Origin of the sequence: Microbacterium sp. TS-1 (assembly GCF_000509385.1) — a bacterium.
Classification (GTDB): domain Bacteria; phylum Actinomycetota; class Actinomycetes; order Actinomycetales; family Microbacteriaceae; genus Microbacterium; species Microbacterium arborescens.
Map to the genome: position 1 here is coordinate 438,987 of NZ_BASQ01000001.1, position 26,956 is coordinate 465,942.

A 26,956-nucleotide genomic window follows, 5' to 3' on the forward strand; every position below is an offset into this window, starting at 1 on the left:
CGAGGCGAGGGTCATCTCTCCATCAGACTCACCCGATGGCGAGGATGACGGACACGACCCCGTCGAGCACGGCGTCCACCTGCGCTTCGCGGTAGCCACCGCGCTGCATCCGGAAGGCCACCGAGCGCACCTGCTCCACGGTGAGGGGCTCGCCGGATTCGAGGTACCGCGCGATGCGGTCCGCGACGAGATCGACCTCATCCATCCGGTAGCCGTAAGACAGCACGCTCACGCGGTCGAACCGCCGGCGCTGGGGGCGAGACAGCCGGTCGAGGATCTCCTGAGCGAGATTCCGCGAGCGACCGACCCACGCGCGGGCACCGGCGCGCGACAGGGCGCGTTCCCGCTCCCGTGCGGCAAAGGCATCCTCGATCCGTCCGATCGCCGCATCGACGGGCGCGACGGCGTATCCCCCGCGCACGAGCGGAAATGCGGTCGCGCGGATCGCGGCGGAGTCGAGTTCATCCTCGTCCGACGATTCGAACGCCTCGCGAGCGCGACGCAGGAAAGCGTCGACGGCGGCCCGGTCGTATCCCTTCGCGCGCCCGTGCACCTCGGGGAACGGGCTCGCGGACAGGGAACTCTCGGTCGAAGTCATGACATCACCAGGGGGGACAGAGCGTGGAACAGGACGAGCGCGACGACGGTGGACGGCAGGATGGAATCGAGACGGTCGAGCACTCCCCCGTGGCCCGGCAGCCACGAGCTCATGTCTTTGATCCCGAGATCCCGTTTGATCATCGATTCGGCCAGGTCGCCCACCGTCGCGGAGCCGAGGATCACCAGACCGATGATCACCCCCGTCCAGGCGGGCAGTCCCAGAAGCAGCCAGGCGAAGCCGACCGCGACGAGCACGGCCACGACGCCCGCTCCCGCGAAGCCCTCCCAGGTCTTCTTCGGGCTGATCCGCGGGGCCATCGGATGCTTGCCGAACGCGAGGCCCGCCGCATAGGCGCCGGTGTCGGCACCGACCACCACCGCGATCATCGCGAGCACCCAGAACTCACCGCCGTCCTCACGCAGGAGGATCAGCAGCAGACTGCCGAGGAACGGCACGTAGAGCTGCACGAAGCCGCTGATGAGCACGTCGCTGAGCACCTGCCCGTAGCGGCGGCTCTCGACGCTCACCATCTGCGCCATGAGGCGCCAGACGATGACCGACACGACGGCGGCGAACACGACCACCCAGTGGGTGCCGGCATCGAGGAAGAAGCCGGCCGCCAGGACCGCGGCGCCGGCCACGAGCTGCGGCACGACATCGACCCGACGGCCCGCGGCCTGCAGGGCCCGGACCAGTTCGAACACGCCGAGAAGAGCGACAGGGATCGCGAAGAGGACGAAGACCCACTTCACGAAGATGAGCGAGCCGATGACCACGACGCCGATCGCGATGCCGATCAGGATCGCCACGAACAGATTGCGCCCCGTACGCGCGTTGATGCGCTCGTTGGCCTGCTCGAAATCAGCGCGAGCCTTGCCGATCTGGTGCTCGAACTCCGTCCGAGCGGCGCGCACCTGATTCTGGAACGTCGAATCACCGTGCTCGCGCGAACGGGAGCGCTCCCGCTCTGATCGAGACGGGGCGTCGTCGCCGGGTGCGCTCATCGGTCTCAGACCTCGAGGAGCTCGGCCTCTTTGCGCTTGAGCGCGTCGTCGATGAGGTCGACGTGAGCGCGCGTGAGCCCGTCGAGCTCCTTCTCTGCGCGCACGAGCTCGTCCTCGCCGACCTCGCTCTTGAGACCGTCGAGTTCGTCCTTCGACTTGCGCCGGATGCCGCGGAGGTGGACCTTGTGGTCCTCGCCCTTCGAGCGCACGAGCTTCACGTACTCCTTGCGGCGCTCCTCGGTGAGCTCGGGCAAGGTGACGCGGACGATGTTGCCGTCGTTCGTCGGGTTCACGCCCAGGTTCGGGGTGTCGCGGATGGCCTGCTCGATCGCCTTCAGCGCCGACTTGTCGTAGGGCGTGACGATGATCGTCCGCGCCTCGGGCGTGTTCAGCGAGGCGAGCTGAGCGAGCGGAGTCGGCGACCCGTAGTAGTCGACGAGGATCTTCTGGAACAGCGCCGTGTTGGCCCGCCCCGTTCGCACGGTGGAGAAGTCCTCCTTCGCCGCCTCGACGGCGCGTTCCATGCGGGCTTTCGTGTCAGCGAGGATCTCGGGGATCACGTCACTCCATTCGTCGGTACGTCCGGTCAAGTCTAGTCTGCGGGCGGATGCCGCTCACACGGTGACGAGCGTGCCGATGCGCTCGCCCAGCAGGGCGCGGGTGACGTTGCCGGCCGGCTCCATGCCGAACACGCGCATGTCGATGCGGTTGTCCATGCAGAGGCTGAAGGCGGTCGAATCCACGACCTTGAGCCCGCGCTGCAGCGCCTCGCCGTACGTGATGCTCTCGATCTTCTGCGCCGTCGGATCCTTCTTCGGGTCGGCGGTGTAGACCGCGTCGACGCCGTTCTTGGCGACGAGCACCTCGTCTGCCTTGATCTCGAGCGCGCGCTGGGCGGCGACGGTGTCGGTCGAGAAGTAGGGCAGGCCCGCGCCGGCTCCGAAGATCACGACGCGCCCCTTCTCCATGTGGCGCTCCGCGCGGCGTGGGATGTAGGGCTCGGCGACCTGCGTCATCGAGATGGCCGACTGCACACGCGTCGCAGCCCCCGCCTGCTCGAGGAAGTCCTGCAGCGCGAGGGCGTTCATGACGGTGCCGAGCATGCCCATGTAGTCGGCACGGCCGCGGTCCATGCCGCGCTGGCTCAGTTCGGCTCCGCGGAAGAAGTTCCCGCCGCCGACGACGATCGCGACCTCGACCCGGTCGACCGCCTCGGCGATCTCGCGGGCGATCTGACCGACGACGTCGGGGTTGACGCCCAGCTGGCCGCCCCCGAACGCCTCGCCCGAAAGCTTCAGCAGGACGCGACGGCGCCCGGTCTTCTCATCGTTCATCGTGTCCCTCTCGTCGCTGTGTTGCAGAGTATCGCCCGGATGGGCATGGAAAAGGCCCGCATCCGAGGATGCGGGCCTTTCGGGCAATTACGCGCCGACCTTGAACCGAGCGAAGTCGGTGATGGTGATGCCGGCATCCTTCGCGACCTGCGCGACGGACAGCTTGTTGTCCTTCGCGTAGTCCTGGTCGAGCAGGGCGACCTGCTTGAAGAACGCGCCCACGCGGCCCTCGACGATCTTGGGCAGAGCAGCCTCGGGCTTGCCCTCGTTGCGGGAGATCTCGGTGACGATCTCGCGCTCCTTCTCGACGTCGGCCTCGGGAACGTCCTCGCGCGACAGGTAGCTGGGGTTCGCGAACGAGATGTGCTGCGCGATCGAGCGAGCCGTCTCGGCGTCCGAGCCGGAGTACGCCACGACGACGCCGATCTGCGGGGGCAGGTCCTTGCTCGTCTTGTGGAGGTAGATCTCGAACGCGTCGCCGGTCAGCGTGCGCACGCGGCGCAGCTCGACCTTCTCGCCGATGATGGCGGCCTCATCGTTGATGAGCTGCTCGATCGTCTGACCCGAAGCGTCGGCGGCGAGGGCGGCCTCGACCGAGTCGGCGGATGCGGCGGCTGCAGCGTCGGCGACCTTGTCGGCCAGCGCGATGAAGCGGTCGTTCTTCGCGACGAAGTCGGTCTCGCAGGCGAGCTCGACGAGGGTGACCTTGCCGTCCTGCTCGCGCGCGACGACGAGGCCCTCGCTCGTGGAGCGGTCGGCACGCTTCGCGTTGCCCTTCGCGCCCTTGAGGCGGAGGATCTCGACGGCCTTCTCGACGTCGCCGTCGGCCTCTTCGAGGGCCTTCTTGGTGTCGACCATTCCGGTGCCGAGCTGCTCGCGAAGAGCCTTGATGTCGGCGATGGTGAAGTTTGCCATGAGTGGCGGCTCCTTCTGTCTGTGGGAGATCTCGTGGATGCCGATCGGCGCGGCCGGGCTCAGCCGCGGCCGCGCCGATCGTAGCGGGTCAGGAAGACGCGCTGATTACTTCTCGGTGGCCTCGGCGGCGACGGTCTCGCCCTGCGCCTCGGCGCCGGCCTCGTCGGCGGGCGTCTCGGTCGCGGCGACCTCGGCGGCAGCGCCCTCGACCACAGCGGTCTCAGCCGGAGCGCTCTCGAGCAGCTCGCGCTCCCAATCGGCGAGGGGCTCGGCCTCGGCCGACTCGTCGGACGGCTGGTGACGCTGGATGAGGCCCTCGGCCGCGGCGTCGGCGATGATGCGCGTGAGCAGGCTCACCGAGCGGATCGCGTCGTCGTTGCCGGGGATCGGGTACTGGAACTCGTCGGGGTCGGCGTTCGTGTCGAGGATGCCGATCACGGGGATGCCGAGCTTCTTGGCCTCGTCGATGGCGAGGTGCTCGCGCTTGGCGTCGACGACCCAGATGGCCGACGGAGTCTTCTGCAGGTTGCGGATACCGCCGAGCGACTTGTGCAGCTTGTCGAGCTCGCGCTTCTTGAGCAGCAGTTCCTTCTTGGTGAAGCCGCTGGCAGCCGGGTTCTCGAAGTCGAGCTCCTCGAGCTCCTTCATGCGGGCGAGCCGCTTCGAGACAGTCTGGAAGTTGGTCAGCAGACCACCGAGCCAGCGCTGGTTGACGTAGGGCTGCCCCACGCGGGTCGCCTGCTCGGCGATGACTTCCTGCGCCTGCTTCTTGGTGCCGACGAAGAGGATCGTGCCGCCGTGGGCGACCGTCTCCTTGACGTACTCGTAGGCGCGGTCGATGTACGACAGCGACTGCTGCAGGTCGATGATGTGGATGCCCGAGCGCTCGGTCAGGATGAAGCGCTTGACTTTCGGGTTCCAGCGGCGGGTCTGGTGCCCGAAGTGGACGCCGCTGTCGAGCAGCTGGCGAATGGTGACGACGGCCATGACCGTTCTCCTTCTGTTTCGGTTGATTCGCCGGGCCGACGGCCCGGTACTCCTGGCGCCCGACGCACTTCCGCTCGCCGCCGGAGCGGGAGACCTGGGGAAGATGCGCCACGATCGGAGAACCGATCGCTCAGGGCACGCGTAGTCACCTCGACGAGCGAGGTGCGGTGATCAGTGTAGCAGTGAGCCGCTCCTCCCCGAGGCGCGCGGCGGTCGGCTTCTCCACGTGTCGGCTCTCCGCACCGTCCGCGCTCGGCACGGGCTCGAGACTCGGCACATGATCCGCCGTGTCGTCCGAAGCCTCGCCGCAGCTCTCGTCGCGGTGAGCCTGCTCCTCCTCGGCGATCCCGGGTCCGACCCGGGTGCCCATGCGGATGCCGTTCCCGCCCCGCCGTCGGGGTGGACGATGCCACTCCGACAGCCCACGGTCGTCCGTGGATTCGAAGCCCCCGCGCACGAATACGCCCCCGGTCACCGCGGCGTCGACCTGTCGAGCCCGGACGCCGAGGTCCTCGCCCCGGCCGGCGGGACGATCGCCTTCGCCGGCCCGGTGGCGGGCCGGCCCGTCGTGACGATCGATCACGATGACGGCCTGGTGACCAGCCTCGAGCCGGTCGAGACGACGCTCGCGCCGGGAACCGCGGTGGCCCGCGGAGAGCCGGTGGGCACCGCGGCCACCGGTGGTCATGTCCGCGACCGCGGCATCCATTTCGGCATCCGCCGCCACGGGGAGTACATCAACCCGCTCATCATGGTCGCCGGCCTGGCCCGGCCGGTCCTCTTGCCGTGCTGCTGAGCGTCAGCCGATCGCGTTGCGGTCGCCGCTCTGCGTGACCGCCCCGAGACGGTCGGCTTCGACCCGGTTGTCGTTGCCCGACACCGACACGGCGCCGACCTCATCGGCCTCGACGGTGTTCCGGTCGCCCGCGACGGCGAGAGCGCCGACGACGACGGCATCGACGTCAGCGGACTGCCCCGTGACCTCGAGCGAGTCGACGGAGCCGAGGTCGATCTCGAGGCGATCGCCGCTCGCGACCACACGGCCGATACGCGCTCGTTCCAGGTCGACGTCGAGCGCGGTGCCTTCGATCCGGACCAGATCGCATTCGCCGGCGAAGGAGACGTCGAGGTCGTTTCCGCGGATCGTGAGCACGCCGTCGACACACGAGACTTCACCTGCCTCGGGCGCAGCGGGAGCCGTCGCGCCCGGCGACACGTCCGAGGTCGTCGGTGACACGGGAGAGGGGGCGGGTGCCGTCCGGGGCGCGGTGGGGCGGACGATACGGTCGGGCTGGTCCGAGGATGCCGGTGTGCACGATGCCAGCATCGCGACGAGCGCGATCGCCCCCACGACGACGGCGGGCGTTCTCATACGCGTCTCCTCACGGTGTTCCCGGTCCCTCACGGTGAGCCCGGCGGCTCCACGCTACGACGCTCCGGCACGGCGCACCATCAGGCCCGTGGATGAGCTTGGCGGTAGGCGGCGGCGAGCCGCTCCCCCGACACGTGCGTGTAGATCTGCGTCGTGCCGAGGCTTGCATGCCCGAGGATCTCCTGGACGGCGCGCAGGTCGGCGCCGCCATCCAGCAGATGCGTCGCGGCGGAATGTCGCAGGGTGTGCGGCCCGACCGCATCCACCCCGAGTGCCGGGCCGAGCTTCTCCGAGACCGTCGCGTACACGCCGCGCGGAGTCAGCCGGCCTCCGCGTGAGCCGAGAAACACCGCGCGGGCCGCCCCCGTGGCGCTCGCGGCGCGCGCCGCGAGCACCGGGCGCCCGCGCACCATGTATGCCTGCACGGCGTCGAACGCCGGACCGCCCACCGGAACGACCCGGTCTTTATCGCCCTTGCCGGTGACGCGCGCCGTGCGCCGTGCGCTGTCGACGTCGTCCAGGTCGAGCCCGCACAGCTCGGACACGCGGATGCCCGTCGCGTACAGCAGCTCGAGGATCGCGTGGTCGCGGAGGAGGACCGGGTCTCCGTCGGCCGCCCGCACCCGCAGATCGTCCAGGACCGCCGCCATCGTCTGGGCGGTCGCGACCTTGGGCAGGGTTCGCGCGCGCTTCGGCGACGCGAGGCGCAGCGCGGGATCGCTGGCGATCGCGCCGCGCTCGGTCGCCCACGCGAAGAAGCCGCGCGCGGTCGCGGTTCGGCGAGCCAGTGTCGAGCGCGCGTCGCCCCGTTCACTCGCGCGCCAGACCCAGTCACGCAGCACCTCGATGTCCACCTCTTCGAGCTCGATGTCTCCCGACGCCGCAGCCAGATCGACGAGATCGTTGCGGTAGGCCCGGACGGTGTTCTCCGACAGCCTGCGGACGCGCAGCAGATGCTCCGCATACGCCTCCGCCGCCTCCGAGATGAGCATGCAGCCAGCATGACCGATACGCCGGTGCCGCCGGGCCAGGCTCGCGGGCCGCCGACCTTCAGCTCGCCGTTCGACGCCACCCACGCTCGTCGGACACGACTCGACCGTCGAGCGCCAGGAGTCCCAGCCAGGCGCTCACTTCCGCGCCGGCCACGCCGGAGCGCCGAGCGATCTCCGCGACGTTGCGGGGCGTTCGTGTGCTCAACGCGTCGAGCACCCTCGTGGCATCGTCTGTACGGCCGTCGCCCTCGACAGCCACGGCAGGGCCGGCCTGATTCGACCATCCGAGCATCTCCCGCACGTCTTCCGCGCTCGTGATGCACCGGCCGTCGTATTCGCGAAGGATCCGGTGGCATCCTGCCGAAGCCGCCGAGGTCACCGGCCCCGGCACTGCCCCGAGGGCCCGCCCGAGCGCCGCTGCGTGGCCCGCGGTGTTCAACGAACCCGACCGCCACCCCGCCTCGACCACCACGGTGGCATCGGAGAGCGCGGCGATGAGCCGATTGCGCTGCAAGAAACGCCACTTCGTCGGCGCCGTGCCGCATGGCACCTCGCTCACGACCACGCCACGGCGCGACACGTCCGTCAGCAGGCCGGCGTGCCCCGACGGGTACGCCTTGTCGACGCCGCCGGCCAGCACGGCGATCGTGACGCCGTCGACCGCGAGGCACGCCCGGTGCGCCGCTGCGTCGATGCCGATGGCGGCACCCGAGACGATCGTCGCACCGCCGACGGCGAGGTCTCCCGCGATCTCCCCCGCGACCTGCACCCCGTATGGCGTCGCAGCACGGGCGCCCACGAGCGCGACAGCCGTCGAGCTCGTCGTCGCCTTCGCCGCCGTCGCGAGCTCGTCCGTGTGCCCGCGTGCCCACAGGGCGACAGGAGCATGGATGCCGAGCTCGTCGACGTGCGCCGGCCACGCCGCATCCTCCGGGACGACAAGCCTGACGCCCACCCGCCGGGCCCGCTCGATCGGATAGTGATGGTCATCCTGGCGCGGCCGCCAGCGGGCACACGCGCGGCGCCAGTCCCCCACGCTCAGGTCGAGTTCCGGCGGAGGCGCGTCATCGCGCAGGGCGCAGTCGAGCGCACGGGCAGCTCCCAGCCGTTGGATCGAGAGTCCGGCGACGCCGTCACCGGGTTCCGCGAGCACCGACCACCGGGCCCGGGCCCAGCGCTCCTCACGGCTCTCGGGGTCCTCGAGGTCATCGGCAGGCACGAGCCCCGCCAGCGCGACGCGCGCGTCGTCGCCGCTCACGGCTGCAGCCCCTTCTTGAGGAACAGCGCGCGCCCGACGTCACCCGCGGTCAGGCGCTCGCGACCGGCGAGGTCGGCGACCGACCACGCCACCCGCAGCACCCGGTCGTAGCCGCGCAGGGTGAGCGCGCCGCGCTGGAGCGCCGCATCGAGGGGAGCGCGGACGCGCGGCTCGGGTGCAAGCGGTCCATCGCGCAGCCAGGCTCCGGAGACAGCGGCGTTCGTCCGCCAGGGCGTCGCCGCCAGCCGCGCTGCAGCCCGCGCACGCGCGGCCGCGACCTGCTCCCGCGCTTCGGCCGTGGTCATGTGCGCAGGAGCGCGCGCCGTCAGGTCGGCCAGGGAAACCCGCGCGAGCGAGAGCTCGATGTCGATGCGGTCGAGCAACGGACCCGAGAGGCGACCCAGATAGCGGCGGATCGCGAGCGAGGGGCACGAGCACGTGCCGCCGCGGACGCCGTACTGTCCGCACGGGCAGGGGTTGGTGGCGAGGACCAGCTGGAACCTCGCCGGAAGCGTCGCCCGGAACCCCGCCCGGTGGATGTCGATCGATCCTGCCTCGAGCGGCTGACGGAGAGAGTCCAGCGCGTGGGCACTGTACTCCCCAGCCTCGTCGAGGAACAGCACGCCTCCACTCGCCCGAGCGATCGCTCCCGGCCGCAGCGACCTGCTGCCACCGCCAACGAGCGCCGCGACGCTCACGCTGTGATGCGGCGCCTCGAACGGAGGCACTCTGCTCAGGCTGTCGACGACCGTGCCCGACAGCGAGCGTATCGATGCCACCTGCAGGGCGGTCTCGTCATCGAGCGCGGGCAGGAGCCCGGGCAGGCGGCGTGCGAGCATGGTCTTCCCAGCACCGGGCGGACCGCTCATGAGCAGATGGTGGCCGCCGGCTGCCGCCACGACGAGCGCGTCGATCGCCTCCTCCTGCCCCCGGATGTCCGAGAGATCGTCGACAGGCAACCCATCCCCGCTCGCTGCGTCCGTGGCCGGTACCGGCACCTCGGGAACCGCCTCGTCGTCGCCATCGATCTCGAGCCCGTGCCAGCGCGCGACGCCCGCAAGGGTGCGGCATCCGACGACGCGAATCCCGTCGACGAGCGCGGCTTCGGCTCGGCAGGCCTCGGGAACGATCACCGTCCGTCGTCCCGCCCGTGCCGCGGCGATGACAGCGGGCAGCACGCCCGGAACCGGGCGGAGGCGCCCGTCGAGGCCCAGCTCGCCGATGTGGACGGTGTCGGCGAGCGACGCCGGGTCCATCGGCAGCTCTGTCGCCAGCGCAGCCGCCGCGATGGCGACGTCGAAACCCGCCCCCTGCTTCGGCAGGCTCGCCGGCGAGAGGTTGACCGTCACGCGACGCCGCGACAGCGGCAGCCCGCTGTTCTGGCAGGCGTTGTGCACGCGCTGCTGCGCCTCGGCGAGGGCCCGGTCGGCGAGACCGACGATGCGGAACGCGGGCGTCTGATTCGACAGGTCGGCCTCGACCTCGACGAGGTCGCCCACCAGACCCGTGAGCGAGACCGCCCACGTGCGGCCGAGGCTCACCGCAGATCCTCGACGTGCTCGAGCACCGCAGCCTCGACGTCGTCGCCGGTGATGCCGATGACGTCGAGGCGTATCCGGCGCCCGCGCACCTCCCCCGGATGCGCGGCGATCCACGCGCACGCGAGGCGCCACAACCGGTCCTTCTTGCGATCATCGACCGCCTCGAACGGGTGCCCGTACGCCGCGGTCCGCCGGGTCTTGACCTCGACGATGACGAGCTCGTCGCGCGACACCGCGACGATGTCGATCTCACCCTGCCGATCGCGCCAGTTGCGGTCGAGTATCTCGTAGCCGAGGCGGGTCAGGTGCCGCGCAGCCCGCTCTTCACCGGCGCGGCCCCGGTCGTCTTTCGCTGCCATACGAGAACTCTCGCGGGGCGGCGGAGAGCCTGGGGGCCATAGCCCCGCGACCGTGCAGAACGGGCTCGGAGACGGTCCTGGGGAGGAAGGTCAGCTGTCGAGCGAGAGCTCGTCGGGCAGCTCGAAGTCGCGACGCTGAAGCTCCTCGACGTTGACGTCCTTGAAGGTCAGCACCCGCACGGACTTCACGAAACGATCGGCCCGGTAGATGTCCCAGACCCACACGTCGTTCATCGTCAGTTCGAAGTAGAAGTCGTGCTCGGTGTCGCGCCGGACGACATTGACGTCGTTCGCGAGGTAGAAGCGACGCTCGGTCTCGATCACATACTGGAACTGCGAAACGACGTCGCGGTACTCCTTGTAGAGCGCCAGCTCCAGCTCGCGGTCATAGTCTTCGAAGACTTCGTCATCCATGGTGCTTCCATCCTAGGCGGCGGCAGCACGACGTTCTCGTCCGGGCGACCCAGGGCACCGAGGTCAGAAGAGCGTCGGCGCGTCGGCGATCGCCCACGACGCCCGGTGATGACGCGATAACCCGTGCTCACGGATCGCCGCGCGATGGAGCGCGCTGGCGTAACCCTTGTTCCGCGCCCACTCGTACATCGGCGTCTCATCGTGCAGGTCGGTCATATGGGTGTCGCGGTCCACCTTCGCGATGACCGATGCCGCCGCCGCACTGGCGCAGTCACGGTCGGCCTTGATGATCGTCTTCACGTTCAGGCCCGGTCCGGCCATCGGGCTCACGTAGTCGTGGTTGCCGTCCAGGATGACGACGGTCTCCGGGGCGAAGGGGTCGACAGCACCGAGACCCTGGATCGCTCGGACTGCAGCGAGTCCGAGCGCCCGCACGATCCCCATCTCGTCGATCTCTCCCGGCGTGGCCGACCCCACCGCCGACGCCATGACCCAGTCGGCTGCTCGCAGCGCCAGCTCGGGCCGGCGCAGCTCGGTCACGAGTTTCGAGTCGCGAAGCCCCTCGGGGATCCGGCGGCGCGCGCAGCGCGCGTCGAGCACGGCGGCACCGACCGAGACCGGGCCCGCCAACGCACCGCGCCCGACCTCGTCGAGAGCGATGACGAACTCGTGCTCGCGCAGCAGCCGCCGTTCGACGGTCAGCCGGGGCGCGACGACAGTCATCGTCCTTCGGGCGCGGGCACACCCGCGAAGACGTCGTGGTGGAAGTCGATGAGGCCGAAACGGTCGAGCGGCCAGGTGATGAGGAAGGCGCGCCCCACGACGTTGTCGAGCGGGACGAACCCCTGCGAAGGCTGGTCGCGGTTGTAGCGCGAGTCCCGCGAATGATCGCGGTTGTCGCCGAGCACCCACAGCGAGTTCTCGGGCACCGTCACGTCGAACGGCACCTCCTGCGGAGCCGATTGCCCGTCCGCGAGCGAGACGTACGAGGACTCGTCGATGGGAACGTCGTTCACCGTGATCTGGCCGACGGCATTGCAGCAGACGACATGATCGCCCGGCATCCCGATGATCCGCTTGATCAGGTGATCCTTGCTGTCGGGAGCCGACAGCCCGACGACGGAGAGCACCCAGTCCATGCCCTCCACGAGCGGCGGGCGGGCGGGCTCGACCGTGGCCGGGAGCCATCCACCGGGGTCGCGGAAGACGACGACGTCGCCGCGGGCATACCCGCCGAATCGCGGCGTGAGCTGGTCCACCAGGATCCGGTCGTCCTTCAGCAGCGTCCGCTCCATCGACCCGGATGGGATGTAGAACGAACGGACGAGGAACGTCTTGACCAGGAACGACACCGCGAGTGCGATGGCGACGATCACGAGGATGTCGCGAAGCAGCAGGCCGAGGCGACGTGATCGTGAACGCGCAGGCTTCGGCGCCTGCGCGGCAAGGTCATCGGTGGTCATTCATCGCCTCTCATCCGACTCTCCCGCCGGGGAGCCTTACCCAGGGTCGCACATTCCGCGACCATCACCGGTCACCGCGCAGCGGAGACGACGGATGCCCCGAGCCTGAGCCCGGGGCATCCAGAGAATGCGTCGCTGCGATCAGCGGTCGCGCTTCTCCTTGATCTTGGCCTTCTTGCCACGCAGGTTGCGCAGGTAGTACAGCTTGGCGCGACGCACGTCACCGCGCGTGACGACCTCGATGTGGTCGATCACGGGGCTGTGGACGGGGAACGTACGCTCGACGCCGACCTGGAAGCTGATCTTCCGGACGGTGAAGGTCTCGCGCACACCGTCGCCGGAGCGGCCGATGACGACGCCCTGGAAGACCTGGATACGCGAGCGGTTGCCCTCCGTGATGTTGACGTGCACCTTGACGGTGTCGCCGGGGGCGAATGCGGGGATGTCGCTGCGCAGCGATGCTGCGTCGACGGAGTCGAGGATCTGCATGATCTGTTCTTCCTGCGACCGCCTCAGGTCGACCACGAGAGAGTTGAATAAGGATGCGGTGCCCCGGGCACCCGCCGGGCGCCGCTCCCCTGAGGCAGAGATCCGTCAGGGCACAAGCGTTCATTCTGCCATGCCGGGCCCGGCCGACCAAAACGTCAGCTGTCGCTGCGTCGGACCTCTTCGATGATCACGACCTTCTCGTCGGCACGACGTTCGGTCGTGGGCCGCATCGCCTCACGCAGGTAGGCGGGATCGGTGGCGACGGAGAACAGCGAGACGGGACGCGCTTCGCGGAAGAGCTGCCAGAGCGACACCCAGAAGACGCCGAGGAAGGCGGCGACTGCGGCGAGAAGCAGCGGCCAGAAGGCACCCTCGGGGTAGAACCCGATGGCGATGATGAGTGCGTGCCACAGCGTGAACACGAGCACGTCCCACCACGACAGCATCCGCGAGTGTCGAACGGTGCCCCGGGCCCGCACCAGGAACGTCGTCACGAGCTGACCGACGAGAACGGCCGGCACCGCGATGAAGAGGACCCAGAGGAACACCCAGCCGCTCGCGCCCGAGATGGCCCAGCCCACCACGAGCCACAGCGGCAGCACCAGAGCCGCCGGAAGGAGCCAATGGAAGAGCGCGCGTCGCAGCCACATGCTCCCGATGCTACGCCGGTCCGGCAGGATAGAAGCTGAAGAGAGGATCACGATGATCGAGCTGCGCACCCCTGCCGAGATCGAAGCGATGCGCCCCGCGGGACGTTTCGTCGCCGAGACGCTGGCGACCCTCCGCGACGAGACGAAGGTCGGCACGAACCTCCTGGCGATCGACCGGCGCGCGCACGACCTGATCCGCCGCGCCGGGGCCGAGTCCTGCTACATCGACTACCACCCGTCGTTCGGCGCCAGCCCGTTCGGCAAGGTCATCTGCACGTCGATCAACGACGCCGTGCTGCACGGCCTGCCCCACGACTATGCCCTCCGCGACGGCGATCTCGTCACACTCGACTTCGCCGTCTCCGTCGACGGCTGGGTCGCCGACTCCGCGGTGTCGTTCGTCGTGGGAACCCCGCGCGACGAAGACCTCGCACTGATCGACACGACTGAGCGCGCTCTCGACGCGGCGATCGGCGCCGCCGTGGTCGGCAACAAGATCGGCGACATCTCCCACGCGGTCGCGACGGTCGCGCGCGCCGACGGCCTGTCGATCAACACGGACTTCGGCGGCCACGGCGTCGGACGCGAGATGCACGGCGACCCTCACGTGCCCAACGACGGCAAGCCGGGCCGCGGCTACCCGCTGCGTGCGGGTCTCGTCGTCGCGCTCGAGCCGTGGTTCCTGCAGAGCACCGACAAGCTGGTCACGGATGCCGACGGCTGGACGCTCCGCAGCGCCGACGGATCGCGGGGTGCGCACTCCGAGCACACCGTCGCCATCACCGCGGACGGTCCGGTCGTCCTCACCGACCGGTCGTTCCTCGGCGTCGACTGACGCGTCCCTCGACCCGACCGGCTTCCGGCTCAGGCTTCGGAGTCGTCCGCGGGAAGCAGGTCGGGACGGCGCTCGCGCGTCCGCTCGACCCGCTGGGCGTGCCGCCACTCCGCGACGCGCCCGTGATGCCCGCTGAGCAGGACGTCCGGCACATCGTGACCGCGCCACGATGCGGGCTTCGTGTACGAGGGGTACTCCAGCAGCCCGTCCTCGTGAGACTCCTCCACGAGGCTCTCGGGATTGCCGACGACGCCGGGGATCAGTCTCCCGATCGCCTCGATCATCGCCATCGAGGCGACCTCTCCCCCGTTGAGGACGTAGTCCCCGAGACTCATGAGCCGGACATCGCCGAGCGTCGCCGCGTAGGTGAAGACGCGTTCGTCGATTCCCTCGTAGCGGCCGCAGCCGAAGACCAGGTGCGACGCTTCGCTCAGCTCGCGCGCGGTGCTCTGCGAGAATCGCTCGCCGGCAGGCGAAGGGAAGATGAACGTCGGGCGATCGCCCGCGTCCGCCACGATCGCATCCAGTACGAGCCCCCACGGCTCGGGCTTCATCACCATCCCCGCACCGCCGCCATACGGGGTGTCGTCGACGGTGCGGTGCCGATCGGTGGTGTAGTCCCGCAGGTCGTGCACGCGGACGTCGAGGAGGCCGGCGCCGCGCGCCTTGCCGAGAAGGGAGACCTCGAGGACGTCGAAGAATGTGGGGAAGATCGTGACGACGTCTACGCGCACGTCAGTCCTCGGAGGGGGCGTCGTCGCCGTCCCGGTCGGATGCGGCGCCGGAGGCGTCGTCAGCTTCCTCGGCCGGAAGGTCTTCGAACAGCCCCGCCGGCGGGGTCACGATGACCCGGCCCGCAGCGACATCCACTTCGGGCACGATTGCCTTGACGAACGGCACGAGGATCTCGGTGTCGTCGCCGTCGCGCTGGACGATGAGGAGGTCCTGCGCGGGGAGATGATCGACGCGTGCGATGCGTCCGACCCGTTCGCCGTCGCGCACGACGTCGAGGCCGACGAGCTGGTGATCGAACCAGGCGTCATCCTCGACCGTGGCGTCGCCGTCCTGGTCGACCCAGAGGATGGCCTTGACGAGGCTCTCGGCAGCATCGCGGTCGTTGACGTCCTCGAGGAAGAGAACGGGGTGCGAGTTCATCCACCGGAACTCGCGGACGGTCACGGACTTGCCGTGCCAGGGAGACGCCTCGGGGACCTGCAACGTGAACGTCGCGCCCGGCACGAAGCGGCCGTCGGGATCATCGGTGTAGAGCTCGAGCTTGAGTGCGCCCTTGAGGCCGTGCGCCTTGACGAGGCGCCCGACGCGCAGCTGTGTGCGAGCGGGGTCGGCGGCCATGTCAGTCGTCCGCGACGTCGACGCGAACGCGCGTGCCGTCGGCAAGCGCGGAGATCAGCGCCCGCAGCGCCTTGGCGGTGCGTCCGCCGCGCCCGATCACCCGTCCCCGGTCGTCGGGGTGCACGCGCACCTCGAGGACCTCGCCGCGGGGCGACGAGGAGGAACGGATGACGACGTCATCAGGATGATCGACGATCCCCTTGACGACGTGCTCGAGCGCGGCGGACAGCAACGGATTACTCCGCGTCGGTCGCGTCGGCGGCGGGAGCCTCGTCGGCGGGAGCCTCAGCGGCGGGCTCCTCGGCCTTCTTGGCGGCCTGCGGCTTGATGACCGACTTCTTCGACGCGTCTGCGACGAATTCGCCCTTGGCCTCGGCCGTGCGGACGGTCGAGACGGCGTTCTTGTCGCCCTTGAACTTGCCCCAGTCGCCCGTGAGCTTCAGCAGCGCGGTGACCTGCTCGGTCGGCTGAGCGCCGACCGACAGCCAGTACTGGGCGCGGTCGGAGTCGACCTTGATGATCGAGGGCTCCTCGGTCGGGTGGTACTGACCGATCTCCTCGATCACGCGGCCGTCGCGCTTGGTGCGCGAGTCGGCGACGACGATGCGGTAGTAGGGCGCGCGGATCTTACCGAGGCGCTTGAGACGGATCTTGACAGCCACAATTCTCCTGAGTGGTGTGATGTGAAGTGAACGTCGCCTGGAGCGTGGGGTGCACACCCGGCGGGAGCTCTGAGGGTGGACCTTCCCGCCGGATAGAGGGTCGAGCGAGCGGTCCAACCGTCTATTTTGCCAGATGATGACGGTCGTCGCGAACCGCACCGCACCGCGTGTCAGACTGAGCGCATGACGGTCCCCTTCGCCACGTCTGCCCGCTCCTCCGTGGGCATCGAGTGGGAGTTGATGCTCGCCGACCGCGACACCGGGGATCTCGCGCCCCGGGCGCCCGAAGTGCTCGCCGAGGTGGAGGATTCCTCCGCACTCGAGCGCTACACGATCACCGGCGAGCTGCTGACGAACACCATCGAGGTGACCAGCGGGGTCGGCGACACGGTCGCCGCGGCTGTTGACGACATCGATGACGCCATCCAGCGGGTGCGCGAATTCGCCGCACCGCGCGGCCTCGAGATGCTCTGCGCCGGAAGTCACCCCTTCGCCCGATGGTACGAGCAGCAGATCACCGACAAGACCCGCTACCACAAGCTCATCGAGCGGACCCAGTGGTGGGGCCGGAACATGATGATCTGGGGCATCCACATCCACGTCGGCGTCGAGGACGTCAACAAGGTGTTCCCCCTCATCAACGCACTGTCGCTCTACCTCCCCCACCTGCAGGCCCTGTCGGCGTCGAGCCCGTTCTGGGCCGGCGACCGCACCGGATACGCGTCCAACCGGGCCCTCGTCTTCCAGCAGCTGCCGACCGCCGGCCTGCCGTGGAGCTTCACACAGTGGAGCGACTTCGAGAGCTACCTCGACGGCATGGTCCGCACGGGCGTCATGGAGGACGCCTCGGAGGTGCGCTGGGACATCCGCCCCGCTCCCAAGTGGGGAACGATCGAGATCCGCGCCTGCGACGGGATGTCGACCCTCCCCGAGCTGGCGGCCGTGGCATCCCTCGTCCAGGTCCTCACCGAGCATCTCTCACGGCAGCTCGATGAGGGCCGCGAGCTCCCGACGATCCCGCCGTGGTTCGTCCGCGAGAACAAGTGGCGGGCAGCTCGGTACGGGCTGGACGCGCGTCTGATCGTCGATGCCGACGGCACTCAGCGCCACGTCGCCGACCACCTCCGCGACACGATGGCCGAACTCGAGCCGATCGCCGAAGAGCTGCACTGCGCGCGCGAGTTCCGTGGATTGAACACGATTCTCGATCAGGGGGCCAGCTACCTCCGTCAGACGCGCGTCGCGGATGCCGCCGACGGCGACCTTCGCGAGGTCGTCCAGCACCTGATCCGCGAGTTCCGCGACGGCCCCACGCTGCGCCAGCATTTGGCGAAGCCGGACGTCGGCCGCTGAGCCGGGCCCGCTCGACTCAGCCCTTGCCGAAGAGCTTCTGGATCTCGGCGAGGTCGGCCTCGCTCGGCTGAGCCTGCCCGGCTGCCCCCAGACCGAAGCCCGAGCCGGTCGGCGCGGCCGCGGTCGCCAGGCCCGCGTTCTCGGCGGCGCGCTTCGCGGGGTTGCCCGAACGGGAACCGCCCTTGTTCTTGGCCTGCTTGCCACGCTTGCTCGAGGCGCCGGGCTTGCCGCCCATCGGCCCCATCCCCGGGATGTTGGGAACGCCCCCGCGCGCGACCGTCTTCATCATCTTGGCCGCCTGCTCGAACCGCTGGACCAGCTGATTGACGTCGGTCACCGTCATCCCCGATCCGCGCGCGATGCGCAGGCGACGCGAGCCGTTGAGGACCTTCGGGTTGCGGCGCTCCGCGGGGGTCATCGACCGGATGATCGCCTCGGTGCGGTCGATCTCGCGCTCGTCGAACTGCTCGAGCTGCTGCTTCATCTGCCCCATGCCCGGCAGCATGCCGAGCATCTTCTTCATCGACCCCATCTTCTTCATCTGCTGAAGCTGGTCGAGGAAGTCTTCGAGCGTGAACTGCTCCTTCGCGAGCTTCTCGGCGACCGCGAGGGCCTCCTGCTCGTCGAACGCCTGCTGCGCCTGCTCGATCAGGGTGAGGATGTCACCCAGGTCGAGGATGCGGCTGGCCATGCGATCGGGGTGGAAGGGCTCGAGGTCGTCGAGGCCCTCGCCCGTGGAAGCGAAGATGATCGGGCGCTGAGTCACAGAGGCGACCGACAGAGCGGCACCGCCTCGGGCGTCGCCGTCGAGCTTGGAGAGGACGACGCCGGTGAAGTCGACACCCTCCTGGAACGCCTTGGCGGTGTTGACCGCGTCCTGACCGATCATCGCGTCGATGACGAAGAGTACCTCGTCGGGATCGGTGGCCTTGCGGATCGAGGCGGCCTGCTTCATCAGCTCCGCGTCGACGCCCAGGCGTCCCGCCGTGTCGATGATGACGACGTCGTGCTGCTGGCGGCGTGCATGCTCGACACCGTCGCGTGCGACGCGCACGGGGTCGCCGACGCCGTTGCCGGGTTCGGGAGCGTAGATGGCGGCACCGGCACGCTCGGCCACGACCTGGAGCTGGTTCACGGCGTTCGGACGCTGGAGGTCGCACGCGACGAGGAGCGGCGTGTGACCGTCCTTCTCGAGCTGCTTGGCGAGCTTGCCGGCGAACGTTGTCTTTCCCGAGCCCTGGAGACCCGCGAGCATGATCACGGTCGGCGGGTTCTTCGCGAACTGCAGGCGGCGCTGCTCGCCGCCGAGGATGCCGACGAGCTCCTCGTTGACGATCTGGACGACCTGCTGCGCCGGGTTCAGCGCGCGATTGACCTCGTCGCCGAGCGCGCGCTCGCGCACCTTGGCGGTGAACTCCTTGACCACCGCGAGAGCGACGTCGGCGTCGAGAAGCGCACGGCGGATCTCACGGACGGTCTGGTCGACGTCAGCCGCCGAGAGCTTTCCCTTGGTGCGGAGATTCCGGAAGGTCTCGGTAAGACGGTCGGAGAGCGTGCCGAAAGTTGCCATGATCCCTCGATTCTATGCGAGAGGGCGACCCGGTCAGCGCCCCCGGACGATGGCGATAGCTCGCCCCATCTCCTGAGCCAGGTCGGCGCGCCCCGCTCCCCCGCGGGCCCACGAGCGGACGGCGCCGAGCACCGCACCGCCCCAGGCCGCGCCGAGGATGTCGGCTTCGAGTGCCGCCATCCCCGAGCGGTGAAGGGCCGCGGCGACGGCACGCGCGACGCGGGCGGCCCGCAACGCGGCATCCCGCGCGAGCTCGTCCGACAGTCCCATCGCGACGTCGTTGACGATCGCCAGCGCCAGGGCGTCGGGGGCGAAGCCTCGGGCGAGGTCGCCGATCGCAGACGCGACCTCATCGGCACCGCCGGCGCCCCGCAGAGCGAGCTCGAGCGCCCCGATGCGCTCGTCGAGCCCCGACCACAGGACCGCCGACTTCGATGAGAAGTAGTTGAAGAAGCTCGACCGGCTGACACCGGCACGCCGGGTGATGTCGGCGACCGTCGTCGCCTCGTAGCCGCGCTCGAGGAACAGCTCGCAGGCGGCCTCCGCAAGGGTTTCGCGGGACGACACGCGAGGCCGGCCCGCGCGGGTGGATGACGTCACCATCACAGCCTAGGCGTGTCGTATTGTTGGACGCAGTCCAGTATCTCGAGGAGGATCCGTGCTCGATGTCCGCGTCGTGGGGCTCGCCCCCGCCGTCGTCCCCTATGCAGAAGGCTGGGAGCTGCAGCGCCGCGTCCACGACGCCGTGGTCGCCGGCAGCCCGGACACGCTGCTCCTCCTCGAGCACGAAGCGGTGTTCACCGCGGGCGCGCGTACCGAGCCCGCGGAGCGACCGACCGACGGGACCGCCGTCGTCGATGTCGATCGCGGCGGAAAGATCACCTGGCACGGCCCGGGACAGCTGGTGGGGTACCCGATCCTGCGCCTGCCCGAGCCCGTCGACGTCGTCTCGCACGTGCGGAGGCTCGAGCGGGTCCTCATCTCAGCCGTCGCGGACCTGGGCGTCTCAGCCCGGCAGGTGGCGGGCCGAAGCGGCGTGTGGGTGAGCCAGGACGGCCGCGACGCCAAGATCGCGGCGATCGGCGTCCGGGTTCAGCGCGGCGTGACGATGCACGGCTTCGCGCTCAACTGCGACAACGATCTCGCGCCGTTCGAGCAGATCATCCCGTGCGGCATCACCGATGCCGGCGTCGCCTCACTCTCCACGGTCCTGGCCCGGAGGGTCTCGCCCGCCGACGTGGTGGACACCGTCACGAGTCGCTTCCGCGCCGAGTTCGAGACGGCGGTCGCGGCATGAGCGGCGGCTGCGCCGTGCCCGCCGCTCCCGCCGCGGGCGGGCCGGAGGGACGCAAACTCCTTCGCCTGGAGGTCCGCAACGCGCAGACGCCGATCGAGCGCAAGCCGGAGTGGATCAAGACGAAGGCCCGGATGGGCGAGGAGTATCGCGCGCTCCACGACCTCGTGCGCGAGGAAGGCCTGCACACCGTCTGCCAGGAGGCGGGATGTCCCAACATCTACGAATGCTGGGAAGACCGAGAGGCGACCTTCCTCATCGGCGGCTCGCAGTGCACACGACGATGCGACTTCTGTCAGATCGACACGGGTAAACCGGCCGAGTACGACACCGACGAGCCGCGGCGCGTCGCCGAAAGCGTCAGCCGGATGCAGCTGCGCTACGCCACGGTCACCGGGGTGGCGCGCGACGACCTCGCCGATGGCGGAGCCTGGCTGCACGCGGAGACGGTGCGACGGATCCACGCGGAGAACCCGGGCACGGGCGTCGAGATCCTCGCGACCGACTTCAACGGCGACCCGGCGCAGCTCGACGAGGTCTTCGCGTCGCGACCGGAGGTCTTCGCGCACAACGTGGAGACGGTCCCCCGCATCTTCAAGCGGATCCGACCCGCGTTCCGTTACGAGCGCTCGCTCGGCGTGATCACGCGCGCCCGTGACGCCGGACTCATCACCAAGTCGAACCTCATCCTCGGAATGGGCGAGACCCCCGAGGAGGTCGTGCAGGCGCTCCAGGACCTCCACGACGCCGGCACCGACATCATCACGATCACGCAGTATCTGCGGCCGACGCCTCGTCATCTGCCGGTCGACCGGTGGGTCAAGCCGGAGGAGTTCGTCGGCTTCCGCGAAGAGGCGGAGCGCATCGGCTTCCTCGGGGTTCTCGCCGGACCACTCGTGCGGTCCTCCTACCGGGCCGGGCGGCTGTGGGCGCAATCGATGACCGCCAAGGGCCGGGAGATCCCCCCGCACCTCGCGCACCTCGCCGACTCCGCGCAGTCCGGGTTCGCGCAGGCCGTCTGACGAGTCGCCGACCCGTCCGCGTGCGACTCAGGCCGCGGTCGGGTCCGGCGGCCAGATGTACGGGAGGTCGTCGGGGACATCGCCGAAACGCGGGCGGTAGAACGCGGCATCCTTGCGCACGAGGTTGGAGCGGTGAGACAGGTGGAACGCCTCATCGCCCAGCCACGGCGGCATCTCGAGCTCGCTCTCGGGCATCCCGTCGACATCGGGAGCGAACCGCAGCAGTTGCGGCCGGACCGTATCCGGGCGACCGGCGGCGATCCACGCGTCCGTCATCGCCAGGCCGTACGCCGTGAGGGCCGGCAGATGGCCGCGCCACATCTTGGCGGCCGGGTGGTTGCGCCATCCGTATCCCGGGACGGTGTTGGCCCGCAGCAGCTGCAGCGTCTCGACGCGCTGCTTGCCCAGTCGAGCCGTGTCGAGCGCAGCCGCCGACTCGGCGAACGATGGGTAGGGCAGGAAGGTCTGCACGTCAGTCGGCGCTGGTGACCGACTGGATGCTGCCGTCGCTCGTGAGGTTGACCAGGAGCACCTCTTCGGTCGAGTCGGGGTCGAGCGCGTACTCCAGCACCGCGAACGGGTCCGATCCCCCGTGCTCGTCGGCCAGGATCGTCATGCTGATCAGCTGCAGCGACCGGATGACGTCCATGTGGACGTCGCCGGAGATATCCACCAGGTACGACTCGATGTCCTCTCCGAGCTCCTCCTGCTGCTGGAGGATGAACTCGGTCACCTCGCTCGTGCGGTCGTTGAGCTCCGACACCATCGCGTTTCGGGCGGAGAGGTCGATCGACTCGATCGCCGAGATCATCGCGGCAGCGACGTCGAGCGCGGCGGCGGACACGTCGTCCTGATCCGGGGCCGTGAGATCGACGGTGACCGTCTGGTCGCCGATCTCGACGTGATCCGACCAGAAGATCGATCCGTCCGGACCCGACTCGAGGAGTCCGAAGTAGTCGTGCTCGATCGCCATGTGTTTATGAAACCAGCCGTGAGGGTGCGGGGGAAGTGGAGATGCGGCGCGGCGCTCAGTCGACGAGAGCGGCTGCGAACACGTGCGGGGTGAAACCGGTGAGGTCGTTGATGCCCTCGCCCTGACCGAGCAGCTTGACCGGGATGCCGGTGCGCTCCTGGACCGCGAGCACGAAACCGCCCCGCGCGGACCCGTCGAGCTTGGTCAGGACGAGACCCGTCACGCCTGCGTGTTCGAGGAACGCCTCGGCTTGCATCACGCCGTTCTGGCCCGTCGTCGCATCCAGCACCAGCAGCACTTCGCTGATAGGCGCCTGCTTCTCGATGACGCGCCGGATCTTGGTGAGCTCGTCCATCAGGCCGCCCTTGGTGTGCAGGCGGCCCGCGGTGTCGACGAGCACGATCTCCGTGCCCGTCCGCTTGGCGTAATCGATCGTCTGGAACGCGACGGAAGCCGGGTCCTGGCCCTCCTGCTGCGGCCGGACGATCTGTGCACCGCCGCGTTCGGCCCACGTCGCGAGCTGGTCGACGGCTGCGGCACGGAACGTATCGGCGGCACCGACGACGACCGACCGGCCGTATCGCTGCAGGAACTTCGCGAACTTCCCGATCGTCGTGGTCTTCCCCACGCCGTTCACACCGACAACGAGGACGACGGCGGGACGCTCGGTCAGGCGCAGGGTCGAGTCGAAGGCTGCGAACCGCTCCTCGAGCGTCTCCTTCAGCATGCGCTGGAGATCACGGGGGTCGGTGGTGCGGTACCGCTCGACCTTGTCCCGCAGGTCGTCGACGAGACGCTCGGTGATGTCGGGCCCGAAGTCGGCGGTCAGCAGCGCCGTCTCGAGGTCGTCCCACGTGTTCTCGTCGATGGTCGGCTTGACGAAGAGCCCGCGCAGCGCGCGCGAGAGCGACCAGGGATTGTCGGCCATGCCCTCAGCCTACGGCGCCTGCGCGCTCGCGTACGCGCTGACCGACGACCGCCGACACGCCGTCCTGCCGCATCGAGACGCCGTAGAGGGCGTCGGCGATCTCCATCGTGCGCTTCTGGTGCGTGATCACGATGAGCTGGCTCGACTCGCGGAGCTGTTCGAACACGCCGAGCAGGCGACCGAGGTTCGCGTCGTCGAGCGCCGCCTCGACCTCGTCGAGGATGTAGAACGGGCTCGGGCGAGCCTTGAAGATCGCCGTCAGGAGCGCGACGGCGGCGAGGGACCGCTCGCCGCCGGACAGCAGCGACAACCTCTCGATCTTCTTGCCCACGGGTCGCACCGCGACCTCGATGCCGGTCGTCAGCGGATTGTCGGGGTCGGTGAGCGAGATGCTGCCCGTGCCGCCCGGGAACAGGATCGGGAAGACCTCGCCGAACGCGATCTTGGTGTCTTCGAACGCGGCCAGGAAGATCGACTGCATCCGTTCGTCCAGCTCCCCAATGATGGTCAGCAGATCGGCCCGTGTCTGCGTCAGATCCGCAAGCTGTTCGGTGAGGAATGCGTGGCGCTGCTCGAGCGCGGCGTACTCCTCGAGCGCCAGAGGATTGACCCGCCCGAGCTGCGCGAGCTTTCGCTCCGCTTCGGCGAGGCGACGCCGCTGCGCGTTCCGATCGAAAGGCACCGGCTCGCCCGAATCATCGAGGACGGGCTGGTCCGGCCCATATTCCGAAACAAGAATGTCCTCGTCGAACCCGAGTTCCGAGGCGACACGCTCGAGCAGGCTCGTCACGTGCAGCTTCTTCTCGTGCATCTGCATCTCGAGTCCGTGGACCGACTCGGTGAGGGCTGCGAGCCGGCTGCGCGCCGATTGATCCTGACGGCGCAGCTCTGCGAGCTCGCTCGTGATCTCGCTCCGCGCCTGCTCGGCGCGACCCAGCTCCACGCGGGCGGCCGCGACCGACCGGTCGATCGACTCGAGCAGCGGGGGCAGCTGTGCGGCGACGGCGTCCGCGATCGCACGCTGCCGCCTCCGGATGACGGCGCGCCGGGCGGCTTCGGCGGCGGCTGCCCGCTCGCGCTCGCGCTGGCGTTCGAGCTGGACCACACGTGCCTCTCCGGCTCGCACGCGCTCCCGCAGGGTCTCGACGTCGAGCCGGGCGCGCATCTCGCGTTCGCGTGCCTGTTCGAGGGCTTCGAGGAGCCCCTCGCGCGCCGATGCGTCGAGGATCGGCCTCGGTGCCGCAGCCGCTGCCGCGAGCGCTTCCTCAGCCTCGCGAGCCGCCGATTCGGCCTCGGTCACGGCGGACACAGCGGGGGCGATACCCGCTTCGAGCCGATCGCACTCCGCGACGGCCGCCTCGTACCGCACGGTAGCCCGGTTGAACTTCTCCGCGTCGGCCGCGAGCGCCGCATCGTGCGCCCGGAGGGTCTCGAGCGCCGTCCTCGTGCGGGCGCGCGCCTCGGACCACGCCGCCTGCGCTTCGGCCAGCGACTCGCGCAGCGCGTCGGCGACCACCCTCATCTCGCTGAGCCGCTCGGCCGCCGCATCGCGCTCGGCCGCGAGTTCGAGACGCGATCGCCCTTCGCCGGAGCCGGCCCGGACGGTGCGCCACGAGACGAGCTCACCCTGCTTCGTCACGACCACGGCACGCTCGCGCTCGTTCGCGACCCAGCCGTCACGGATGCGCACAGCGGCGTCGAGGTCATCCGCGACGAGCACATTCTCGAGTTGCCCGACGACACCGTCGGGACCGCTGACGATGTCGGTGGCGCGAACAGCACCCGGTGGAGCGGCGACAGCCTCTCCCCGCGCGGCGTCCGCCAGGACGATGTCGACCACGCCGAGGTCATCCGCGGAGGCGGTGGCCGCCGCCCGCAGCGCTGCCGCCACATCGACCGCGAGCACGCCTTCAGCGAGAGCCCCCAGAGCGGCGGCCACCGGGGCCTCGTAGCCCGGCTCGACCTTCAGGGCGTCGGCGACGAGGGATCGCAGCCCCTCGTCACCGCGCGAGAGGAGATCGGCAGCGGCATTGCGGACCTCGAGCGCGCGCCCGAGTGCCGCGGTCTGCGCCGTGAGCGACTCGACCTCGCGCTCGGCCGCGTGCAGCCTCTCGCGGATCCCCGCCAGCTCGGTCTCGGCGTCCGTGGCATCGCGCTGAGCCCGCTCGTAGGCGGCAGTGTGCTCGGCGGAGCTGATCTCGGGAGCCGCATCCGCCTGGACCTGCTCGAGGGCTGCCTCCGCCTCGGCGCGGCGCGCGCGAGCGGCATCGAGGCCCCGCTGCTGCCGTTCCACCGTCGCTCGAAGGGCCTCCAGCCGGGATGCCGCGGCCTCGGCCCGGCCGCGAAGCTTGGTCAGGCGCATGTCGTGCTCGGAGACGAGAGCGCTTTGGGCGGCGATGTCGGCGTCGAGCGCATCGAGTTCGGCGCGTGCCCGGATGACGTCGCGGGATGCCGCAGCAGCCGCATCCTGCGCATCACCGACGCCCGACGCGATGTCGTCGACCTCCTGCCGAGCCTCGTCGATGGCCGACTGCCCGACCGTGGCGACCTCTATCGAGAGCTGGCCGTCGTCTTCGAGGAGCGCTCGGCGCTGCGCTGCGAGCGTGTGCAACCCGCGTACCCGCTCCTGGACCTGTTCGAGCGCGAAAGCGGTGGCGCGTGCACGGTCGACGGCTTCGGACCGCTGCTCGGCCTCGAGCTCGTCGATGCGTCGTTTCACACCGTCGAGCCGGTCCTGCAGCACCAGCCGCTCGGCGTGCCGCTCATGCTCGTCCCGGGCGTGGTCGGCGAGCTGGGCACGCAGGGCGACGAGGTCATCGGCGAACAGCCTCGCCTTCGCGTCGCGGACGACGGCGGCGATCGTCGCCGCTTCGCGGGCGATCTCGGCCTGCTTGCCGAGCGGCTTCAGCTGCCGTCGCAGCTCGCCCGCGAGGTCGCTCAGCCGGGTGAGGTTCGTCTCCATCGCCTCGAGCTTGCGAACCGTCTTCTCCTTGCGGCGCCGGTGCTTGAGGATGCCCGCCGCCTCTTCGATGAAGCCGCGGCGGTCCTCCGCGCTCGCCTGCAGCACGGTGTCGAGACGACCCTGGCCGACGATGACGTGCATCTCGCGGCCCAGACCGGAGTCGCTCAGCAGCTCCTGCACGTCGAGCAACCGGCACGTCTCGCCGTTGATCGCGTACTCGCTCGACCCGTTCCGGAACAGCGTTCGGCTGATCGTGACCTCGGCGTACTCGATCGGAAGCACGCCGTCGTGGTTGTCGATCGTCAGCTGCACCTCGGCACGACCGAGCGGACCGCGCGTCGCGGTGCCCGCGAAGATGACGTCCTCCATCTTGCCGCCGCGGAGGGTCTTGGCTCCCTGTTCTCCCATGACCCAGGCGAGGGCGTCGACGACGTTCGACTTGCCGGAGCCGTTCGGTCCGACGATGCAGGTGACCCCCGGTTCGAGCACGAACGTGGTCGGTTGGGCGAACGACTTGAAGCCCTTGAGCGTGACGCTCTTCAGGTGCATGTCGAACCCTCCCGGCGCTCGGTCAACGTCCACACGCTACCGGAGGATGACGCGCCGGACTTGACGCCGCACCGGA

General features: G+C 69.6%; 31 protein-coding genes. 5 read left to right on the forward strand and 26 right to left on the reverse strand.

What is annotated here, in order from left to right:
• Positions 1-28: 28 nt before the first annotated feature.
• The 6 genes from MTS1_RS01980 to rpsB all read right to left on the reverse strand — a co-directional run bounded on the left by MTS1_RS01980 (position 29) and on the right by rpsB (position 4,841).
• Positions 29-598, reverse strand: a complete 570-nt coding sequence (locus MTS1_RS01980; protein ID WP_023950941.1) for a DivIVA domain-containing protein — start codon at positions 596-598, stop codon at positions 29-31.
• Positions 595-1,605 (reverse strand): phosphatidate cytidylyltransferase, encoded by a 1,011-nt coding sequence (locus tag MTS1_RS01985; RefSeq protein WP_023950943.1) that lies wholly within the window; start codon positions 1,603-1,605, stop codon positions 595-597. The genes MTS1_RS01980 and MTS1_RS01985 overlap by 4 nt, the downstream gene beginning before the upstream one ends.
• Positions 1,606-1,610: 5 nt before the next feature.
• The gene (frr, locus tag MTS1_RS01990) at positions 1,611-2,165 is read right to left on the reverse strand and encodes a ribosome recycling factor (RefSeq protein WP_023950945.1); all 555 of its coding nucleotides are present in this window, start codon (positions 2,163-2,165) and stop codon (positions 1,611-1,613) included.
• A gap of 54 nt (positions 2,166-2,219) precedes the next feature.
• Positions 2,220-2,939 (reverse strand): UMP kinase, encoded by a 720-nt coding sequence (gene pyrH / locus MTS1_RS01995; RefSeq protein ID WP_023950947.1) that lies wholly within the window; start codon positions 2,937-2,939, stop codon positions 2,220-2,222.
• An 87-nt stretch (positions 2,940-3,026) separates the two neighbouring features.
• On the reverse strand, positions 3,027-3,854 hold the full coding sequence (gene tsf / locus MTS1_RS02000; protein WP_023950948.1) for a translation elongation factor Ts: 828 nt from the start codon (positions 3,852-3,854) through the stop codon (positions 3,027-3,029).
• 105 nt (positions 3,855-3,959) lie between these two features.
• Positions 3,960-4,841, reverse strand: a complete 882-nt coding sequence (gene rpsB / locus MTS1_RS02005; RefSeq protein WP_023950949.1) for a 30S ribosomal protein S2 — start codon at positions 4,839-4,841, stop codon at positions 3,960-3,962.
• Between the two features lie 277 nt (positions 4,842-5,118).
• Between rpsB and MTS1_RS02010 the strand changes: the two genes are divergently transcribed.
• On the forward strand, positions 5,119-5,637 hold the full coding sequence (locus tag MTS1_RS02010; protein ID WP_036304594.1) for a murein hydrolase activator EnvC: 519 nt from the start codon (positions 5,119-5,121) through the stop codon (positions 5,635-5,637).
• A gap of 3 nt (positions 5,638-5,640) precedes the next feature.
• Here MTS1_RS02010 and MTS1_RS02015 read toward each other — a convergent pair whose 3' ends face one another.
• From MTS1_RS02015 to MTS1_RS02060, 10 genes are all read right to left on the reverse strand, one after another.
• Positions 5,641-6,213 (reverse strand): DUF3060 domain-containing protein, encoded by a 573-nt coding sequence (locus MTS1_RS02015; RefSeq protein WP_023950953.1) that lies wholly within the window; start codon positions 6,211-6,213, stop codon positions 5,641-5,643.
• An 80-nt stretch (positions 6,214-6,293) separates the two neighbouring features.
• Positions 6,294-7,205, reverse strand: a complete 912-nt coding sequence (locus MTS1_RS02020; RefSeq protein ID WP_023950955.1) for a tyrosine recombinase XerC — start codon at positions 7,203-7,205, stop codon at positions 6,294-6,296.
• A 58-nt stretch (positions 7,206-7,263) separates the two neighbouring features.
• Positions 7,264-8,463, reverse strand: a complete 1,200-nt coding sequence (gene dprA / locus MTS1_RS02025; protein WP_023950957.1) for a DNA-processing protein DprA — start codon at positions 8,461-8,463, stop codon at positions 7,264-7,266.
• Positions 8,460-10,004 (reverse strand): YifB family Mg chelatase-like AAA ATPase, encoded by a 1,545-nt coding sequence (locus MTS1_RS02030; RefSeq protein ID WP_023950959.1) that lies wholly within the window; start codon positions 10,002-10,004, stop codon positions 8,460-8,462. The genes dprA and MTS1_RS02030 overlap by 4 nt, the downstream gene beginning before the upstream one ends.
• The gene (locus tag MTS1_RS02035) at positions 10,001-10,363 is read right to left on the reverse strand and encodes a YraN family protein (protein ID WP_023950961.1); all 363 of its coding nucleotides are present in this window, start codon (positions 10,361-10,363) and stop codon (positions 10,001-10,003) included. The genes MTS1_RS02030 and MTS1_RS02035 overlap by 4 nt, the downstream gene beginning before the upstream one ends.
• A gap of 90 nt (positions 10,364-10,453) precedes the next feature.
• Entirely contained in the window at positions 10,454-10,777 is a 324-nt protein-coding gene (locus MTS1_RS02040) for a DUF2469 family protein (protein ID WP_023950963.1), read from the reverse strand.
• 63 nt (positions 10,778-10,840) lie between these two features.
• Positions 10,841-11,500 carry a ribonuclease HII gene (locus MTS1_RS02045; protein WP_023950965.1) on the reverse strand — a complete coding sequence of 220 codons (660 nt, stop codon included), beginning with the start codon at positions 11,498-11,500 and terminating at the stop codon, positions 10,841-10,843.
• A complete protein-coding gene (lepB, locus tag MTS1_RS02050; RefSeq protein ID WP_023950967.1) occupies positions 11,497-12,240 on the reverse strand; it encodes a signal peptidase I in 744 nt (247 codons plus the stop codon). Before lepB ends, MTS1_RS02045 begins: the two co-directional genes overlap by 4 nt.
• A gap of 141 nt (positions 12,241-12,381) precedes the next feature.
• On the reverse strand, positions 12,382-12,729 hold the full coding sequence (gene rplS / locus MTS1_RS02055) for a 50S ribosomal protein L19 (protein ID WP_023950969.1): 348 nt from the start codon (positions 12,727-12,729) through the stop codon (positions 12,382-12,384).
• Positions 12,730-12,884: 155 nt separating this feature from the next.
• The gene (locus MTS1_RS02060) at positions 12,885-13,379 is read right to left on the reverse strand and encodes a hypothetical protein (RefSeq protein ID WP_023950971.1); all 495 of its coding nucleotides are present in this window, start codon (positions 13,377-13,379) and stop codon (positions 12,885-12,887) included.
• A gap of 52 nt (positions 13,380-13,431) precedes the next feature.
• Between MTS1_RS02060 and map the strand changes: the two genes are divergently transcribed.
• Complete coding sequence (gene map, locus MTS1_RS02065) at positions 13,432-14,214, forward strand: type I methionyl aminopeptidase (RefSeq protein ID WP_023950973.1); 783 nt, start codon at positions 13,432-13,434, stop codon at positions 14,212-14,214.
• A gap of 29 nt (positions 14,215-14,243) precedes the next feature.
• Here the strand turns inward: map and trmD are convergent, their stop codons facing one another.
• The 4 genes from trmD to rpsP are packed head-to-tail and all read right to left on the reverse strand — an operon-like array spanning position 14,244 to position 16,229.
• Positions 14,244-14,948 (reverse strand): tRNA (guanosine(37)-N1)-methyltransferase TrmD, encoded by a 705-nt coding sequence (gene trmD / locus MTS1_RS02070; RefSeq protein WP_023950975.1) that lies wholly within the window; start codon positions 14,946-14,948, stop codon positions 14,244-14,246.
• A gap of 1 nt (position 14,949) precedes the next feature.
• Positions 14,950-15,567 (reverse strand): ribosome maturation factor RimM, encoded by a 618-nt coding sequence (gene rimM / locus MTS1_RS02075; protein WP_023950976.1) that lies wholly within the window; start codon positions 15,565-15,567, stop codon positions 14,950-14,952.
• Between the two features lies 1 nt (position 15,568).
• Complete coding sequence (locus MTS1_RS02080; protein WP_023950977.1) at positions 15,569-15,799, reverse strand: RNA-binding protein; 231 nt, start codon at positions 15,797-15,799, stop codon at positions 15,569-15,571.
• A gap of 4 nt (positions 15,800-15,803) precedes the next feature.
• Positions 15,804-16,229 carry a 30S ribosomal protein S16 gene (rpsP, locus tag MTS1_RS02085; RefSeq protein WP_023950978.1) on the reverse strand — a complete coding sequence of 142 codons (426 nt, stop codon included), beginning with the start codon at positions 16,227-16,229 and terminating at the stop codon, positions 15,804-15,806.
• A gap of 183 nt (positions 16,230-16,412) precedes the next feature.
• Here rpsP and MTS1_RS02090 point away from each other — a divergent pair, with 183 nt between their 5' ends.
• Positions 16,413-17,582 carry a glutamate--cysteine ligase gene (locus tag MTS1_RS02090; RefSeq protein ID WP_023950979.1) on the forward strand — a complete coding sequence of 390 codons (1,170 nt, stop codon included), beginning with the start codon at positions 16,413-16,415 and terminating at the stop codon, positions 17,580-17,582.
• A 16-nt stretch (positions 17,583-17,598) separates the two neighbouring features.
• Here MTS1_RS02090 and ffh read toward each other — a convergent pair whose 3' ends face one another.
• Together ffh and MTS1_RS02100 are read right to left on the reverse strand one after the other, a co-directional pair.
• A complete protein-coding gene (gene ffh, locus MTS1_RS02095; protein WP_023950980.1) occupies positions 17,599-19,152 on the reverse strand; it encodes a signal recognition particle protein in 1,554 nt (517 codons plus the stop codon).
• A gap of 33 nt (positions 19,153-19,185) precedes the next feature.
• Positions 19,186-19,752: a TetR/AcrR family transcriptional regulator gene (locus MTS1_RS02100; RefSeq protein ID WP_172407781.1), complete on the reverse strand. Its 567-nt coding sequence runs from the start codon at positions 19,750-19,752 to the stop codon at positions 19,186-19,188.
• A gap of 58 nt (positions 19,753-19,810) precedes the next feature.
• On the opposite strand from MTS1_RS02100, the gene lipB reads away from it, so the two are divergent.
• Together lipB and lipA are read left to right on the forward strand one after the other, a co-directional pair.
• Positions 19,811-20,449, forward strand: coding sequence for a lipoyl(octanoyl) transferase LipB (gene lipB / locus MTS1_RS02105; RefSeq protein WP_023950982.1), 639 nt, complete (start codon positions 19,811-19,813; stop codon positions 20,447-20,449).
• Positions 20,446-21,468, forward strand: coding sequence for a lipoyl synthase (lipA, locus tag MTS1_RS02110; RefSeq protein ID WP_023950984.1), 1,023 nt, complete (start codon positions 20,446-20,448; stop codon positions 21,466-21,468). The genes lipB and lipA overlap by 4 nt, the downstream gene beginning before the upstream one ends.
• Positions 21,469-21,495: 27 nt before the next feature.
• Here lipA and MTS1_RS02115 read toward each other — a convergent pair whose 3' ends face one another.
• Genes MTS1_RS02115 through smc form a run of 4 tightly spaced genes read right to left on the reverse strand, consistent with a single transcriptional unit; the run spans position 21,496 to position 26,880 of the window.
• The gene (locus MTS1_RS02115; protein ID WP_023950987.1) at positions 21,496-21,939 is read right to left on the reverse strand and encodes an MSMEG_6728 family protein; all 444 of its coding nucleotides are present in this window, start codon (positions 21,937-21,939) and stop codon (positions 21,496-21,498) included.
• Between the two features lies 1 nt (position 21,940).
• Positions 21,941-22,441 (reverse strand): DUF2004 domain-containing protein, encoded by a 501-nt coding sequence (locus tag MTS1_RS02120; protein WP_023950989.1) that lies wholly within the window; start codon positions 22,439-22,441, stop codon positions 21,941-21,943.
• 55 nt (positions 22,442-22,496) lie between these two features.
• Positions 22,497-23,369, reverse strand: coding sequence for a signal recognition particle-docking protein FtsY (gene ftsY, locus MTS1_RS02125; RefSeq protein WP_023950991.1), 873 nt, complete (start codon positions 23,367-23,369; stop codon positions 22,497-22,499).
• 4 nt (positions 23,370-23,373) lie between these two features.
• Positions 23,374-26,880: a chromosome segregation protein SMC gene (gene smc, locus MTS1_RS02130; RefSeq protein WP_023950992.1), complete on the reverse strand. Its 3,507-nt coding sequence runs from the start codon at positions 26,878-26,880 to the stop codon at positions 23,374-23,376.
• Positions 26,881-26,956: the final 76 nt, after the last annotated feature.

Coding starts and splice junctions, on each gene's coding strand:
- MTS1_RS01980 (WP_023950941.1), bottom strand. CDS start 598: ATGACTTCGACCGAGAGTTCCCTGTCCGCGAGCCCGTTCCCCGAGGTG.
- MTS1_RS01985 (WP_023950943.1), bottom strand. CDS start 1,605: ATGAGCGCACCCGGCGACGACGCCCCGTCTCGATCAGAGCGGGAGCGC.
- pyrH (WP_023950947.1), bottom strand. CDS start 2,939: ATGAACGATGAGAAGACCGGGCGCCGTCGCGTCCTGCTGAAGCTTTCG.
- tsf (WP_023950948.1), bottom strand. CDS start 3,854: ATGGCAAACTTCACCATCGCCGACATCAAGGCTCTTCGCGAGCAGCTC.
- rpsB (WP_023950949.1), bottom strand. CDS start 4,841: ATGGCCGTCGTCACCATTCGCCAGCTGCTCGACAGCGGCGTCCACTTC.
- MTS1_RS02010 (WP_036304594.1), top strand. CDS start 5,119: ATGATCCGCCGTGTCGTCCGAAGCCTCGCCGCAGCTCTCGTCGCGGTG.
- MTS1_RS02015 (WP_023950953.1), bottom strand. CDS start 6,213: ATGAGAACGCCCGCCGTCGTCGTGGGGGCGATCGCGCTCGTCGCGATG.
- MTS1_RS02020 (WP_023950955.1), bottom strand. CDS start 7,205: ATGCTCATCTCGGAGGCGGCGGAGGCGTATGCGGAGCATCTGCTGCGC.
- MTS1_RS02035 (WP_023950961.1), bottom strand. CDS start 10,363: ATGGCAGCGAAAGACGACCGGGGCCGCGCCGGTGAAGAGCGGGCTGCG.
- MTS1_RS02040 (WP_023950963.1), bottom strand. CDS start 10,777: ATGGATGACGAAGTCTTCGAAGACTATGACCGCGAGCTGGAGCTGGCG.
- MTS1_RS02045 (WP_023950965.1), bottom strand. CDS start 11,500: ATGACTGTCGTCGCGCCCCGGCTGACCGTCGAACGGCGGCTGCTGCGC.
- lepB (WP_023950967.1), bottom strand. CDS start 12,240: ATGACCACCGATGACCTTGCCGCGCAGGCGCCGAAGCCTGCGCGTTCA.
- rplS (WP_023950969.1), bottom strand. CDS start 12,729: ATGCAGATCCTCGACTCCGTCGACGCAGCATCGCTGCGCAGCGACATC.
- MTS1_RS02060 (WP_023950971.1), bottom strand. CDS start 13,379: ATGTGGCTGCGACGCGCGCTCTTCCATTGGCTCCTTCCGGCGGCTCTG.
- map (WP_023950973.1), top strand. CDS start 13,432: ATGATCGAGCTGCGCACCCCTGCCGAGATCGAAGCGATGCGCCCCGCG.
- rimM (WP_023950976.1), bottom strand. CDS start 15,567: ATGGCCGCCGACCCCGCTCGCACACAGCTGCGCGTCGGGCGCCTCGTC.
- MTS1_RS02090 (WP_023950979.1), top strand. CDS start 16,413: ATGACGGTCCCCTTCGCCACGTCTGCCCGCTCCTCCGTGGGCATCGAG.
- ffh (WP_023950980.1), bottom strand. CDS start 19,152: ATGGCAACTTTCGGCACGCTCTCCGACCGTCTTACCGAGACCTTCCGG.
- lipA (WP_023950984.1), top strand. CDS start 20,446: ATGAGCGGCGGCTGCGCCGTGCCCGCCGCTCCCGCCGCGGGCGGGCCG.
- MTS1_RS02120 (WP_023950989.1), bottom strand. CDS start 22,441: ATGGCGATCGAGCACGACTACTTCGGACTCCTCGAGTCGGGTCCGGAC.
- ftsY (WP_023950991.1), bottom strand. CDS start 23,369: ATGGCCGACAATCCCTGGTCGCTCTCGCGCGCGCTGCGCGGGCTCTTC.
- smc (WP_023950992.1), bottom strand. CDS start 26,880: ATGCACCTGAAGAGCGTCACGCTCAAGGGCTTCAAGTCGTTCGCCCAA.